Raw genomic sequence first — 14,694 nt, forward strand, 5'->3', positions numbered from 1 at the left:
AGCGCGGCAACTAAACGCAGAACCTGTCTTATTGTGTTCTTGCCGAAGAGCACAATGGGACAGGTTCCAGACAAATCAACGTATTAGATAGATAAGGAATACCCCCATGTCAGAACGTCTCCAAAATGACGTGGATCCGATCGAAACTCGCGACTGGCTACAGGCGATCGAATCGGTCATCCGTGAAGAAGGTGTTGAGCGCGCTCAGTATCTGATTGATCAGCTGCTTTCTGAAGCCCGCAAAGGCGGCGTGAAGGTTGCTTCAGGTGCAGGGGCTAGCAACTACGTAAACACGATTGCCGTTGAAGACGAACCGGAATACCCGGGCAATCTGGATCTGGAACGTCGTATCCGTTCAGCTATCCGCTGGAACGCCATCATGACTGTTCTGCGCGCGTCCAAGAAAGATCTGGAGCTGGGTGGCCACATGGCGTCCTTCCAGTCTTCTGCGACCGTTTACGAAGTGTGCTTTAACCACTTCTTCCGTGCAGCGAACGAGAAAGACGGCGGCGATCTGGTGTACTTCCAGGGCCACATCTCTCCGGGCATCTATGCACGTGCATTCCTGGAAGGTCGTCTGACTGAAGAGCAGATGAACAACTTCCGTCAGGAAGTTCACGGTAAAGGCCTGTCTTCTTACCCGCACCCTAAACTGATGCCTGAATTCTGGCAGTTCCCGACCGTATCCATGGGTCTGGGTCCAATCGGTGCGATCTATCAGGCTAAATTCCTGAAATATCTGGAACACCGTGGTCTGAAAGACACCTCTGAGCAGACCGTTTACGCCTTCCTGGGCGACGGCGAAATGGATGAGCCAGAATCTAAAGGTGCGATCACCATCGCAACCCGTGAGAAGCTGGACAACCTGTGCTTCATCATCAACTGTAACCTGCAGCGTCTGGATGGTCCGGTAACCGGTAACGGCAAGATCATCAACGAACTGGAAGGCATCTTCGCGGGTGCTGGCTGGAACGTAATCAAAGTCATGTGGGGTTCCCGTTGGGACGAACTGCTGCGTAAAGACACCAGCGGTAAACTGATCCAGCTGATGAACGAAACCGTTGACGGTGACTACCAGACCTTCAAATCCAAAGACGGTGCCTACGTGCGTGAGCACTTCTTCGGTAAATATCCTGAAACCGCCGCACTGGTTGCAGACTGGACTGATGAGCAGATCTGGGCGCTGAACCGTGGTGGTCACGATCCGAAGAAAATCTACGCGGCACTGAAAAAAGCGCGTGAGACCAAAGGTAAAGCGACTGTTATCCTGGCCCATACCATCAAAGGTTACGGCATGGGTGATACCGCAGAAGGTAAAAACATCGCTCACCAGGTTAAGAAAATGAACATGGACGGCGTGCGTTATATCCGCGACCGTTTCAACGTTCCAGTGACCGATGAGCAGGTAGAAAACCTGTCTTACATCACCTTCCCGGAAGGTTCTGAAGAGCACAAGTACCTGCACGAACGTCGTCAGGCGCTGAAAGGCTACCTGCCAGCTCGTCAGCCTAACTTCACCGAGAAGCTGGAACTGCCAGCGCTGGAAGACTTCTCACAGCTGCTCGAAGAGCAGAACAAAGAGATCTCTACCACTATCGCTTTCGTTCGTGCCCTGAACGTGATGCTGAAGAACAAGTCGATCAAAGATCGTCTGGTGCCAATCATCGCCGACGAAGCGCGTACTTTCGGTATGGAAGGTCTGTTCCGTCAGATCGGTATCTACAGCCCGAACGGCCAGCAGTACACCCCGCAGGACCGTGAGCAGGTTGCTTACTATAAAGAAGACGAGAAAGGTCAGATCCTGCAGGAAGGTATCAACGAGCTGGGCGCAGGCGCATCCTGGCTGGCTGCTGCGACATCTTACAGCACCAACAACCTGCCGATGATCCCGTTCTACATTTACTACTCCATGTTCGGGTTCCAGCGTATCGGTGACCTGTGCTGGCAGGCAGGCGACCAGCAGGCTCGCGGCTTCCTGATCGGTGGTACTTCTGGTCGTACGACCCTGAACGGTGAAGGTCTGCAGCACGAAGATGGTCACAGCCACATTCAGTCTCTGACTATCCCTAACTGTATCTCTTACGACCCGTCTTACGCGTACGAAGTGGCAGTCATCATGCATGACGGTCTGCAGCGCATGTACGGTGAAGCGCAAGAGAACATTTACTACTACATCACCACCCTGAACGAAAACTACCACATGCCGGCAATGCCAGCAGGTGCCGAGGAAGGTATCCGTAAAGGTATCTACAAACTCGAAACTGTTGAAGGTAGCAAAGGTAAAGTTCAGCTGCTGGGCTCCGGCTCTATCCTGCGTCACGTGCGTGAAGCCGCACAGATCCTGGCGAAGGACTACGGTGTCGGTTCCGACGTGTACAGCGTGACCTCCTTCACTGAACTGGCTCGTGATGGCCAGGATTGTGAGCGCTGGAACATGCTGCACCCAATGGAAACTCCACGCGTTCCGTACATCGCTCAGGTGATGAACGACGCGCCAGCGGTGGCGTCTACTGACTATATGAAACTGTTCGCTGAGCAGGTTCGTACTTACGTTCCAGCTGATGATTATCGCGTACTGGGTACTGACGGCTTCGGTCGTTCAGACAGCCGCGAAAACCTGCGTCACCACTTCGAAGTTGATGCTTCTTACGTGGTTGTAGCAGCACTGGGCGAACTGGCTAAACGTGGCGAAATCGATAAGAAAGTGGTTGCGGACGCAATTACCAAATTCAACATCGATGCAGATAAAGTTAACCCGCGTCTGGCGTAAGAGGTAAAAGAATAATGGCTATCGAAATCAATGTACCGGACATCGGGGCTGATGAAGTTGAAATCACCGAGATCCTGGTCAAAGTGGGCGACAAAGTTGAAGCTGAACAGTCGCTGATCACCGTAGAAGGCGACAAAGCCTCTATGGAAGTCCCGTCTCCTCAGGCTGGCATCGTTAAAGAGATTAAAGTCTCTGTTGGCGATAAAACCGAGACCGGCAAACTGATCATGATTTTCGATTCCGCCGACGGTGCAGCAGCTGCTGCACCTGCGCAGGAAGAGAAGAAAGAAGCCGCTCCGGCTGCTGCTCCAGCAGCTGCCGCCGCAGCAAAAGAAGTGAACGTGCCTGACATCGGCGGTGACGAAGTCGAAGTCACCGAAATCCTGGTGAAAGTGGGCGACACCGTTGCGGCTGAGCAATCACTGATCACCGTAGAAGGTGACAAAGCCTCTATGGAAGTCCCTGCGCCGTTCGCGGGTACCGTTAAAGAGATCAAGATCAACACCGGTGACAAAGTGTCTACAGGCTCCCTGATCATGGTCTTCGAAGTGGCGGGTGCTGCACCTGCTTCCGCGCCTGCTCAGGCTGCTGCTCCGGCTCCGGCCGCTGCACCGGCTGCTGCTGGCGGCGCGAAAGACGTTAACGTACCGGACATCGGCGGTGACGAAGTTGAAGTGACGGAAGTGATGGTGAAAGTGGGCGACAAAGTTGCCGCTGAACAGTCACTGATCACCGTTGAAGGCGACAAAGCTTCCATGGAAGTTCCTGCGCCGTTCGCGGGTACCGTTAAAGAGATCAAAATCAGCACTGGCGACAAAGTGTCTACCGGCTCTCTGATCATGGTCTTCGAAGTGGAAGGCGCTGCGCCTGCCGCCGCTCCGGCTGCCGCTGCTGCTCCAGCACCGGCTGCTGCACCGGCTCAGGCTGCTAAACCTGCTGCTGCCCCTGCTGCGAAAGCAGAAAAATCTGAGTTCGCTGAAAACGACGCGTATGTCCACGCCACCCCGCTGATTCGTCGCCTGGCGCGCGAGTTCGGTGTGAACCTGGCGAAAGTGAAAGGGACTGGCCGTAAGGGTCGTATCCTGCGCGAAGACGTTCAGACCTACGTGAAAGACGCGGTGAAACGTGCCGAAGCTGCACCTGCTGCAGCCGCTGGCGGCGGTATCCCGGGCATGCTGCCATGGCCGAAAGTGGACTTCAGCAAGTTCGGCGAAATCGAAGAAGTGGAACTGGGCCGTATCCAGAAAATCTCTGGTGCTAACCTGAGCCGTAACTGGGTGATGATCCCGCACGTTACGCACTTCGACAAAACCGATATCACCGATCTGGAAGCGTTCCGTAAACAGCAGAACGCCGAAGCTGAGAAGCGTAAACTGGACGTGAAATTCACCCCAGTGGTCTTCATCATGAAAGCCGTTGCCGCTGCACTTGAGCAGATGCCACGCTTCAACAGCTCCCTGTCTGAAGACGGCCAGAAGCTGACGCTGAAGAAATACATCAACATCGGTGTTGCGGTTGATACGCCAAATGGTCTGGTTGTTCCGGTCTTCAAGGACGTGAACAAGAAGAGCATCACTGAGCTGTCCCGTGAACTGACCACCATCTCCAAAAAAGCGCGTGATGGTAAGCTGACTGCCGGCGAAATGCAGGGCGGCTGCTTCACTATCTCCAGCATCGGTGGCCTGGGCACTACCCACTTCGCGCCGATTGTGAACGCGCCGGAAGTGGCTATCCTCGGTGTGTCCAAGTCCGCGATGGAGCCGGTGTGGAATGGTAAAGAGTTTGTGCCGCGTCTGATGATGCCAATCTCTCTGTCCTTCGACCACCGCGTGATCGACGGTGCTGATGGTGCGCGTTTCATCACCATCATCAACAACATGCTGAGCGACATTCGCCGCCTGGTGATGTAATCGAAAAGCCGGCCAGTCGGCCGGCTTTTTTCTGGTAATCTCACGATGTTTTTGAGGTTACTGGCGTAAGCAAAAATTCATGAGCCGTTTGTTGTTTCAAAATTGTTAACAATTTTGTAAAATGCGGGCGGATAGAACGACCCGGTGGACGACGGGTATAAATTAAGAGGTCATGATGAGCACAGAAATCAAAACTCAGGTCGTAGTACTTGGGGCAGGCCCGGCAGGTTATTCCGCAGCATTCCGCGCCGCGGATTTAGGTCTGGAAACCGTCATCGTAGAACGTTACAGCACCCTCGGTGGTGTTTGTCTGAACGTCGGCTGTATCCCTTCTAAAGCGCTGCTGCACGTCGCGAAAGTGATCGAAGAAGCCAAAGCGCTGGCTGAACACGGTATAGTCTTCGGCGAGCCGAAAACCGATATCGACAAAATTCGTACCTGGAAAGAGAAAGTTATCACTCAGCTGACCGGCGGTCTGGCGGGTATGGCCAAAGGCCGTAAAGTGAAAGTGGTAAACGGTCTGGGTAAATTCACCGGTGCGAACACCCTGGAAGTGGAAGGCGAAAACGGCAAAACCGTGATCAACTTCGACAACGCGATCATCGCGGCAGGTTCTCGCCCAATCGAACTGCCATTCATTCCACATGAAGATCCGCGCGTGTGGGATTCCACCGATGCACTGGAGCTGAAAACCGTTCCTAAGCGCCTGCTGGTTATGGGTGGCGGTATCATCGGTCTGGAAATGGGTACCGTGTACCATGCGCTGGGTTCAGACATTGACGTGGTTGAAATGTTCGACCAGGTTATCCCGGCTGCAGACAAAGACATCGTTAAAGTCTTCACCAAACGTATCAGCAAGAAATTCAACCTGATGCTGGAAACCAAAGTAACTGCCGTTGAAGCCAAAGAAGACGGTATTTACGTTTCCATGGAAGGCAAAAAAGCCCCATCCGAACCACAGCGTTACGACGCCGTGCTGGTGGCTATCGGCCGTGTGCCGAACGGTAAAAACCTCGACGCGGGCAAAGCTGGCGTGGAAGTGGACGACCGTGGTTTTATCCGCGTTGACAAACAGCTGCGCACTAACGTGCCGCACATCTTTGCTATCGGCGATATCGTCGGTCAGCCAATGCTGGCGCACAAAGGTGTTCACGAAGGTCACGTTGCCGCTGAAGTTATCGCCGGCATGAAACACTACTTCGATCCGAAAGTGATCCCATCTATCGCGTACACCGAGCCAGAAGTGGCATGGGTGGGTCTGACTGAGAAAGAAGCGAAAGAGAAAGGCATCAGCTACGAAACCGCCACCTTCCCGTGGGCTGCTTCTGGCCGTGCTATCGCTTCCGACTGCGCAGACGGTATGACCAAACTGATCTTCGACAAAGAGACTCACCGCGTGATCGGTGGTGCGATTGTCGGGACCAACGGCGGCGAGCTGCTGGGTGAAATCGGTCTGGCGATCGAAATGGGTTGCGACGCGGAAGACATCGCGCTGACCATCCACGCTCACCCGACTCTGCACGAGTCCGTGGGCCTGGCGGCAGAAGTGTTTGAAGGTAGCATCACCGACCTGCCAAACGCGAAAGCGAAGAAGAAATAAGTTTCTTTTGATTGCTAAACGCCTCTCCGGAGGCGTTTTTTTTGCCCTAAAACTACCCAAATTGGTAGTCATCTCGTTGATATTTCCGCTAAAAATTCCTCTTCATCTGCCGATACTTTTTTCACCGTTGTGTGGCTACTGGCTGCGCTGTTCAGGGGTTCTGGACTTTTAATTACACGAAAAAAGGAAAACGCATGTCTTTAAAGAAAGTTGTGGGAATTGGCTTACTGGCGTCAGTCATGACGCTGACCGGATGTGGCGCGATGACGACTGCCGTGAAAAAACGCAACCTGGAAGTGAAAACCCAGATGAGTGAGACCATCTGGCTTGAGCCTTCCAGTGAAAAAACGGTCTACATCCAGGTTAAAAACACCTCCGATAAAGACATGAGCAACCTCCAGACGCTGCTGGCAAACGATCTGAGCGCTAAAGGGTATAAGGTAACGTCCTCACCTGACAGCGCATACTACTGGGTGCAGGCTAACGTCCTTAAAGCAGACAAAATGGACCTGCGCGAGTCTCAGGGCTACCTGAAAACCGGCTATGAAGGCGCCGCCGTGGGGGCCGCTCTGGGTGCCGGTATTACCGCCTACAACAGCAACTCCTCTGGCGCCGCGCTGGGCGTGGGTCTGGCGGCTGGGCTAATTGGCATGGCGGCAGATGCGATGGTAGAAGATGTGAACTACACCATGGTTACCGACCTGCAGATCTCTGAGCGTAGCAAAGCGAAAGTCACCACCGATAACATTGCGGCGCTGCGTCAGGGTACGTCCGGCGTGAAGCTGCAAACCAGCAGCGAGCAGGGCGATCGCGCGAAGTATCAGACCCGCGTGGTATCGAATGCTAACAAGGTCAATTTGAAATTCGAAGAAGCGAAACCAGTTCTGGAAGCGCAGTTGGCGAAATCAGTGGCAAATATTCTGTAAGTAAAACAGCCGGGTGGCGGCTTCGCCTTACCCGGCCTACAAAACGTGGTCCGTTGACGTTACTCAGGGTTCGACGGGCTGCCAGGTTTTATCCGGGCTATACGCGGTCATCACCCGGACTTTCTGCTCAGAATCGCGGCCGAGATCGGACTGGTAAACCTTGTCGTTCTGGTTTATCACGAAGCTCATCACGCCGGTTTGACCATAGCTGACCGGCCAGGCCACCATCGCGAAACCGTTATTATCCGGCAGGATGCGGAAGCGATAGCCGTGGTATCCCGCCCCAGGCTCTTTCGGACTGAACGCCGGACCAAGTGGGCTTGGCGTTTCGCCTGGCGAGACGGGCCAGTACAAACCATCCTTTTTCCCGTCCGCGCTGACAATTTTCTGCGCGTATTTCTGGTTCAGCGCAAAATAGTTCTGCTGGGCATCCACATAGGCATGTAAGGCTTCAATGGCGGCAAGCTCGTTACGCCCAATCTCGCGGGTCAGGATCTCCTCGGCCCCTTCTTTCATGTCAAATTGCCAGCCGGAAGCGGTTTTAACCACCGGGATGGGAAGCTGCCAGCCGCTGTCTCCGACAGCAAGATGTGCTGTGTTACCCTCGACAACCGTGTTGTGCCGGACTTTCCAGTCACGCAGGAAGCGAGCAACGGCATCAGGATCTACCCCTTCAGGCGGCAGAAAGTCGCGCCAGTTTTCGCCGAGCAGATTGCTCATCGCACTTTCGTTTTGCTCGCTGATGGCGCTAGCCAGCGCATCTGTTGCCTGTTCTGGCGTGCTGAAAGATTGCTGCGCCATCGCGGACGCCGACATCATGAACACCACCATTCCACAGAGAAGTTTATTTTTCATGTTTGCTCCCTTAACGATGACGGAATTCACGGTGTTCAACACGTCCGGCAGATGCCTGACGCGGCGGCTGATGACGGGCAGCCAGTTGTCTGCTTTGCGAACCACGCTGCTGCTGGGCTTGCCAGTTGGCGGAGCGACTGTCGTTACCGCTCAGCGCATTCGCCCTGGGCTGACTGGTTCGCTGCTGGAGCGCGTGTTGTTGCGCAGGTTGTGAGATTCGTTTCTCCTGTCGCTGCGTTGCGGTCTGGCGGTTTTCGCGCTGCTGTGTGGTTGTCCGCTTCGCCGTCTGAGGTTTGGTGTCATAGCCACGGTAGTTACTGCGCTGAGAAATCTGCTTGAGCTGTTCACTTGAGGCCTGCCGCTGTGCATCTTTAATCCCCGGGTGCGCAGTCTGTGGGAAGGTTTTGCCCGTCGATTTCTCCATCTGGCTGAGGGCGGCCTGACGCTGGCTATCGCGGTTAACCGGTTTTTGCTGTGTTGCGCTGAGCCCCGTAGCCGTGTTGGTGGAGTGGAAGCGCGTGTTGAGCTGGTTTGTCGGGTAGGGCACACCTTCCCGGTAGGCCGGGTTGTGCTGCCAGGTGCGGCTGGCGTCCGTCAGACGCTGACCACTGATTTTATTAAAGTTCTGAACGTTAATATTGATGTTGTTATCACCGTTGCGATTATAGCCGCCGTGATCCCAGTCATCGTCATGATGGTGATGATCCCAGTCATCATCGTCATCCCAGTCGATATTGCTGAAGATGGCGTAGGTTGTCGCCACGCCCAGGCTAAAGCCTAAGCCTTTCACCAGGCTGTCGGTAAATTGCTCTCCAGGCGAGGGCGGGAGATAGGTTGGCGGATACGCGCTGTTTGGCCAGGTACCGTAAACCGTATTGGGGTTATAGGTGGGGACGTAAACGACCTGCGGGTCAGCGGATTCAATTTTAATGACCGTGGGTGCGGGCGCGGTAGATGTGGTTGACTCGCTGGAGGTAGTTTTCGCTGGCGCCGGTTTTGTCACGGTGGTGACCGTCTGCTGAGGCGTGGATTGTAAAGCGCCGGTCTTCTGCGCCAGCGCGCGCAGGCGCTGAACGGAATCCATCACGTCCTTCGGCTGCGCGAGAAACGCATCGCCGAGGTTTTGTACCCACGGTGGATTCCCGCCCATCAGCGACATTAACTGAGGAAACGCCACCAGCGATTTCACGCTGGGATCCCACGGCTGGCTCGCCACCGCCTGAATCGCGGCATCGCCCTGCATGTTGGGGTTATCTTTTGACCACTGCGCGGCCTGGATAACGTTGGCCGGATAGGTCGATGCCATTAAAATTTGAGACAGCAGCGCGTCCGGGTAGAGCGCAATCGGGGCGACCCACTGATCGATTTGCGCGGCCGTGTAAGCTGGTGCGACAACGGGAGCGGGTTGGGCCGCAGGTGTTGCCACCTGTTGTTGGGCGACAGGCGCGGGAGCGACAGGCTCTGATGCACGGCTTTTGACAAACATCACGCCAGAGGCGGCAAACAGCCCGGTACTGCACAGAAGGACGAGCAGATGTGGCTTAAAGGGCAACTTCATATAGTGACTCCAACGAGACAAGCGCTGTGCCGTGAGGCGTTACGGTTGGCGTGAGTATTATTCACCCGTCTTTTACGGTTTTGACTTTTCTTGGGAAGCGTCGATTTTGTCCGGACAAAGAGTGTGAATATTTATTACACAATTATATAGGATGGTTGAAAAACCGCCGGGGTTTCAGAAGGCCGCTCTTGCGAGCGGCCAGCAGCTAGTTGCCGAGGTTGACGACGAACAGCACCGTGATGTCGGATATGTTCCAGCCACCGTGTAGTGCGGTAAGCAGTAAACCGATCGCAACGATCAGCGCAGTGATTCGCATCTCCATTGCATGCGTTCCTGTACAGGCTACGCGGGTTCATTCTTCACCGGGAAAGGCAGAACCAGGCAAGTTGGGATTGCCGCGTAGGTTACGGAACTGCTCCCGGGCCCGGTGACTGGTTGCTACGCCAGCGAAGCAGGCCGGGGAGAAGAGTAATCGACTCAGCGGTCTTTCAGAAGACGAAAAATGAAGTTGAACGGATTTTTATTCGAAGCAGGAAGGCGCTACGCAAAATCGACATAATGGCTTGCAAGCCAGCGTGGCGTGATGCAAAATTCATCGCGTTGGGATTGCCGCAAATCTGCCAACCCGGTGTGCTACCACCGCAAGGCAACAAATTAACCGCTGTGAAGCGGTTTTTTTGTACCCCAAATTCGTCTCGTTTCCCCGCTACACCATGCTTAACGATTCAGCAAATTTTTTAATGTTGCTTTTTTGTAAACAGATTAACACTGTGCAGAAATCCTGCTATGCTGCCCGACGCGGTATAGGGCATTTACCCTACAAACTGCTGTCTCACAGGAGCGTGAAGAGAACGCCCGCCGCATATGACAATGAGAGCGAGGAGAACCGTCGTGCTAGAAGAATACCGTAAGCACGTAGCAGAACGTGCCGCCGAGGGAATTGTACCCAAACCGTTAGATGCAACCCAAATGGCCGCGCTCGTCGAGCTGCTGAAGAACCCGCCTAAGGGCGAAGAAGAATTCCTGTTAGATCTGCTGATCAACCGCGTACCGCCTGGCGTAGATGAAGCTGCCTACGTAAAAGCCGGATTCCTTGCTGCTATCGCCAAAGGCGAAGCCATCTCCCCACTGGTTACTCCTGAAAAAGCCATTGAACTGCTCGGCACTATGCAGGGTGGTTACAACATTCATCCGCTGATTGACGCGCTGGATAACGACACGCTGGCACCGATTGCCGCGAAAGCGCTCTCTTCAACGCTGCTGATGTTTGATAACTTCTACGATGTCGAAGAAAAAGCCAAAGCGGGCAATGTCTATGCGAAGCAGGTGATGCAGTCCTGGGCGGATGCCGAATGGTTCCTCAACCGTCCGGCCCTGGCTGAAAAAATTACCGTGACCGTCTTCAAAGTGACCGGTGAAACCAACACCGATGACCTCTCTCCGGCGCCGGATGCGTGGTCTCGTCCTGATATCCCTCTGCACGCCCTGGCGATGCTGAAGAATGCCCGTGAAGGCATTGAGCCGGATCAGCCGGGTAGCGTCGGCCCGATCAAACAGATCGAAGCGCTTCAGGAGAAAGGTTTCCCGCTGGCCTATGTGGGTGATGTTGTGGGTACCGGTTCTTCCCGTAAGTCCGCGACCAACTCCGTGCTGTGGTTCATGGGTGACGACATTCCGCACGTGCCTAACAAGCGCGGCGGCGGCCTGTGCCTCGGCGGCAAAATTGCCCCTATCTTCTTTAACACCATGGAAGATGCAGGTGCGCTGCCGATTGAAGTGGATGTCAGTAACCTGAACATGGGCGACGTGATTGACGTCTACCCGTATAAAGGCGAAGTGCGTAACCACGACACTAACGAACTACTGGCAAGCTTCGAGCTGAAAACCGACGTGCTGATCGACGAAGTGCGTGCCGGTGGCCGTATCCCGCTGATCATCGGTCGTGGCCTGACCACCAAAGCGCGTGAAGCGCTGGGCCTGCCGCACTCAGACGTGTTCCGTCACGCGAAAGATGTTGCGGAAAGCAACCGTGGTTATTCGCTGGCGCAGAAAATGGTGGGTCGCGCATGCGGCGTTGCGGGTATTCGCCCTGGCGCATACTGCGAGCCGAAGATGACTTCCGTGGGGTCTCAGGACACCACCGGCCCAATGACCCGTGACGAACTGAAAGACCTGGCGTGCCTGGGCTTCTCTTCTGATCTGGTGATGCAGTCCTTCTGTCACACAGCGGCGTATCCGAAGCCGGTTGACGTGACCACGCACCACACGCTGCCAGACTTCATCATGAACCGTGGCGGTGTCTCCCTGCGTCCAGGTGACGGTGTTATCCACTCCTGGCTGAACCGCATGCTGCTGCCGGATACCGTGGGTACCGGTGGTGACTCCCACACCCGTTTCCCTATCGGTATCTCCTTCCCGGCGGGCTCCGGTCTGGTGGCATTTGCGGCTGCGACCGGCGTGATGCCGCTGGATATGCCGGAATCAGTGCTGGTGCGCTTCAAAGGTAAAATGCAGCCGGGTATCACACTGCGCGACCTGGTTCACGCGATCCCGCTGTATGCGATTAAACAGGGCCTGCTGACCGTTGAGAAGAAAGGGAAGAAAAACATCTTCTCTGGCCGCATTCTGGAAATCGAAGGTCTGCCGGATCTGAAAGTGGAGCAGGCGTTCGAGCTGACCGATGCCTCCGCTGAGCGTTCTGCGGCGGGCTGTACCATCAAGCTGAACAAAGAGCCGATTATTGAGTATCTGACCTCCAACATCGTGCTGCTGAAGTGGATGATTGCAGAAGGCTACGGCGACCGTCGTACGCTGGAGCGTCGTATCCAGGGCATGGAGAAATGGCTGGCGGATCCGCAGTTGCTGGAAGCGGACGCTGACGCAGAGTATGCGGCAGTGATCGACATCGATCTGGCGGATATCAAAGAGCCAATCCTGTGTGCACCGAACGATCCTGACGATGCGCGTCTGCTCTCTGATGTGCAGGGCGATAAGATCGACGAAGTGTTCATCGGCTCCTGCATGACCAACATCGGTCACTTCCGTGCTGCCGGTAAGCTGCTGGATACCCATAAAGGCCAGCTGCCGACCCGCCTGTGGGTGGCACCGCCAACCCGTATGGATGCCGCACAGCTGACGGAAGAAGGTTACTACAGCGTGTTTGGTAAGAGTGGTGCGCGTATCGAAATCCCAGGTTGTTCCCTGTGTATGGGTAACCAGGCGCGCGTGGCGGACGGTGCGACGGTGGTCTCCACCTCTACCCGTAACTTCCCGAACCGTTTAGGTACCGGTGCGAACGTTTACCTGGCTTCTGCGGAGCTGGCTGCGGTTGCGGCGCTGATTGGCAAGCTGCCAACGCCGGAAGAGTACCAGACCTTTGTGGCTCAGGTAGATAAGACGGCGGTGGACACCTATCGCTATCTGAACTTCGACCAGCTCTCTCAGTACACCGAGAAGGCTGACGGGGTTATCTTCCAGACCGCGGTATAAACGGCAAAACCGTCTCTGTTGAGACGGTTTTTAGTGTTTGCACCCTCTCCCGTGGGAGAGGGGCAGGGTGAGGGCATCAGGCCGCAGGGTCTTGCTCTCACTTTTTATTTTCATTCCTCCCGCCTCCCCCGCTTTTTTTCTTCCTCTCTGCTGCGATAATTACCCTAATGGCTTTGCAGAGGAAAATACTATGGATTACGAATTTCTGCGCGACATCACCGGAGTGGTGAAAGTGCGTATGTCGATGGGGCACGAAGCCGTTGGCCACTGGTTTAACGAAGAGGTGAAAGAGGATCTCGCGCTGCTGGATGAAGTTGAACAGGCGGCGAAGACGGTAAAAGGCAGTGAACGCTCCTGGCAACGTGCCGGACATGAATACACGCTGTGGATGGATGGCGAAGAGGTGATGGTGCGCGCCAACCAGCTGGAGTTTTCGGGTGATGAGATGGAAGAGGGGATGAGCTACTACGATGAAGAGAGCCTGTCGCTGTGCGGCGTCGAGGACTTTTTGCAGGTGGTAGCTGCGTACCAGGCGTTTATGAAACAGAAGTAACGGAAATTCCCTCCGGAGAGTACCGGAGGGAATCTGCGGGTTTTACGCTACAGTAAAAATCTCACAAAATTAGCGGTAGGGTTGGTCGCTGCAACGGGCGTTGCCCTCCCGGCGCTGAACGACCACGCCTGGCATTGGGAGGCGACTGGCATACCGTCGTTACGTACAAGGAATTTCACACCACCTGGGTTTTGCGGCGGATCGCTGACCGGCATTCCGCAGGCGATCAGAAAATCAATGTCGCTGTTTTTGCTCTGCAGCTCCGCTATCCGTTGCTCCCAGCCCGCCGGGCGAACATTCCCCTGCGTGAAGTAATCCAGACAGATATCAATGCTGAACGGCTTATCGCCTGCATAAGTATTGGTGAAGTAATCGGTGACAACGATCCCATGCAATGATTCTGCCGACACTTCGCTGCTGTCGCCGATATGAATGATCTGACCATCCGGCAATTGGGCAGAAATATGCCCCGGGATCGCGTGGCCGTCCGTCTGAGGAAAGAAATCAATCGTGGAAACGTAGCGTTTCGGCCACATCGTCAGGGATTTATCGCTACGGGTATTTTGCCCGCACAGCAGCCAGTTCACGGCGTGAAAAACGGCGTCGTGGCAGGGCGTCTTCTCACTCTCGTCATCGTCTCGATACAGGATGGCACAGGTTCCCGCCAGAAAGGTGATGGCAGAGGAGGGATCCCCGGAACGGGCAGGGAAGGCATCAATCAGTCTGTTAACGTAGTCGCTGACATTGCTCATGTAGAAATCACCGAGCTTCATGATGTCATCTTCACTGTGCACATTACTCCAGCGGGTATTCCAGAAGAATTCTGGAAGCGTGACAAAGGTATGATCCCAGCTGCCGGAGTCGGTTTCCAGTACCGTTTTGAGCTGAGCACTGACCTGACTCAGGCGGAATTCCATCCGCTCTTTGGCGTGTGCCAGCAGATCTTCATCCGCCCCTCGCAGGTCGTCTGCCTCATGCGTAAAGGAGTCAGCACACCAGGAAAGAATTCGAATTGTCATGTTACACCTCGTGA

Annotated in this window: 9 protein-coding genes; 6 read left to right on the top strand and 3 right to left on the bottom strand. The window is 54.9% G+C overall.

Annotated features, from left to right (window positions below; translation table 11 throughout):
• Positions 1-106: 106 nt before the first annotated feature.
• From aceE to traT, 4 genes are all read left to right on the top strand, one after another.
• The gene (gene aceE, locus ACMGGM_RS17065; RefSeq protein WP_014882566.1) at positions 107-2,770 is read left to right on the top strand and encodes a pyruvate dehydrogenase (acetyl-transferring), homodimeric type; all 2,664 of its coding nucleotides are present in this window, start codon (positions 107-109) and stop codon (positions 2,768-2,770) included.
• 14 nt (positions 2,771-2,784) lie between these two features.
• Positions 2,785-4,680 carry a pyruvate dehydrogenase complex dihydrolipoyllysine-residue acetyltransferase gene (aceF, locus tag ACMGGM_RS17070; RefSeq protein ID WP_014882567.1) on the top strand — a complete coding sequence of 632 codons (1,896 nt, stop codon included), beginning with the start codon at positions 2,785-2,787 and terminating at the stop codon, positions 4,678-4,680.
• Positions 4,681-4,855: 175 nt separating this feature from the next.
• Positions 4,856-6,280 carry a dihydrolipoyl dehydrogenase gene (gene lpdA / locus ACMGGM_RS17075; RefSeq protein ID WP_023332094.1) on the top strand — a complete coding sequence of 475 codons (1,425 nt, stop codon included), beginning with the start codon at positions 4,856-4,858 and terminating at the stop codon, positions 6,278-6,280.
• A 194-nt stretch (positions 6,281-6,474) separates the two neighbouring features.
• Positions 6,475-7,206 (top strand): conjugal transfer complement resistance protein TraT, encoded by a 732-nt coding sequence (gene traT, locus ACMGGM_RS17080; protein WP_014882569.1) that lies wholly within the window; start codon positions 6,475-6,477, stop codon positions 7,204-7,206.
• 63 nt (positions 7,207-7,269) lie between these two features.
• Here the strand turns inward: traT and ACMGGM_RS17085 are convergent, their stop codons facing one another.
• A complete protein-coding gene (locus tag ACMGGM_RS17085; RefSeq protein WP_045134579.1) occupies positions 7,270-8,061 on the bottom strand; it encodes a DUF2950 family protein in 792 nt (263 codons plus the stop codon).
• A 10-nt stretch (positions 8,062-8,071) separates the two neighbouring features.
• Positions 8,072-9,619, bottom strand: coding sequence for a DUF3300 domain-containing protein (locus ACMGGM_RS17090; RefSeq protein WP_045134580.1), 1,548 nt, complete (start codon positions 9,617-9,619; stop codon positions 8,072-8,074).
• 891 nt (positions 9,620-10,510) lie between these two features.
• Here ACMGGM_RS17090 and acnB point away from each other — a divergent pair.
• Positions 10,511-13,108: a bifunctional aconitate hydratase 2/2-methylisocitrate dehydratase gene (gene acnB / locus ACMGGM_RS17095; protein ID WP_045134581.1), complete on the top strand. Its 2,598-nt coding sequence runs from the start codon at positions 10,511-10,513 to the stop codon at positions 13,106-13,108.
• 190 nt (positions 13,109-13,298) lie between these two features.
• Positions 13,299-13,661 carry a protein YacL gene (gene yacL, locus ACMGGM_RS17100; RefSeq protein ID WP_045134582.1) on the top strand — a complete coding sequence of 121 codons (363 nt, stop codon included), beginning with the start codon at positions 13,299-13,301 and terminating at the stop codon, positions 13,659-13,661.
• A gap of 47 nt (positions 13,662-13,708) precedes the next feature.
• On the opposite strand, the gene ACMGGM_RS17105 is transcribed toward yacL, so the two are convergent.
• Positions 13,709-14,680, bottom strand: a complete 972-nt coding sequence (locus tag ACMGGM_RS17105) for a hypothetical protein (RefSeq protein WP_045134583.1) — start codon at positions 14,678-14,680, stop codon at positions 13,709-13,711.
• Positions 14,681-14,694 lie beyond the last annotated feature (14 nt).

Origin of the sequence: Enterobacter sp. BNK-14 (assembly GCF_047456095.1) — a bacterium.
GTDB lineage: Bacteria > Pseudomonadota > Gammaproteobacteria > Enterobacterales > Enterobacteriaceae > Enterobacter > Enterobacter kobei.

Coding starts and splice junctions, on each gene's coding strand:
- aceE (WP_014882566.1), top strand. CDS start 107: ATGTCAGAACGTCTCCAAAATGACGTGGATCCGATCGAAACTCGCGAC.
- aceF (WP_014882567.1), top strand. CDS start 2,785: ATGGCTATCGAAATCAATGTACCGGACATCGGGGCTGATGAAGTTGAA.
- lpdA (WP_023332094.1), top strand. CDS start 4,856: ATGAGCACAGAAATCAAAACTCAGGTCGTAGTACTTGGGGCAGGCCCG.
- traT (WP_014882569.1), top strand. CDS start 6,475: ATGTCTTTAAAGAAAGTTGTGGGAATTGGCTTACTGGCGTCAGTCATG.
- ACMGGM_RS17085 (WP_045134579.1), bottom strand. CDS start 8,061: ATGAAAAATAAACTTCTCTGTGGAATGGTGGTGTTCATGATGTCGGCG.
- ACMGGM_RS17090 (WP_045134580.1), bottom strand. CDS start 9,619: ATGAAGTTGCCCTTTAAGCCACATCTGCTCGTCCTTCTGTGCAGTACC.
- yacL (WP_045134582.1), top strand. CDS start 13,299: ATGGATTACGAATTTCTGCGCGACATCACCGGAGTGGTGAAAGTGCGT.
- ACMGGM_RS17105 (WP_045134583.1), bottom strand. CDS start 14,680: ATGACAATTCGAATTCTTTCCTGGTGTGCTGACTCCTTTACGCATGAG.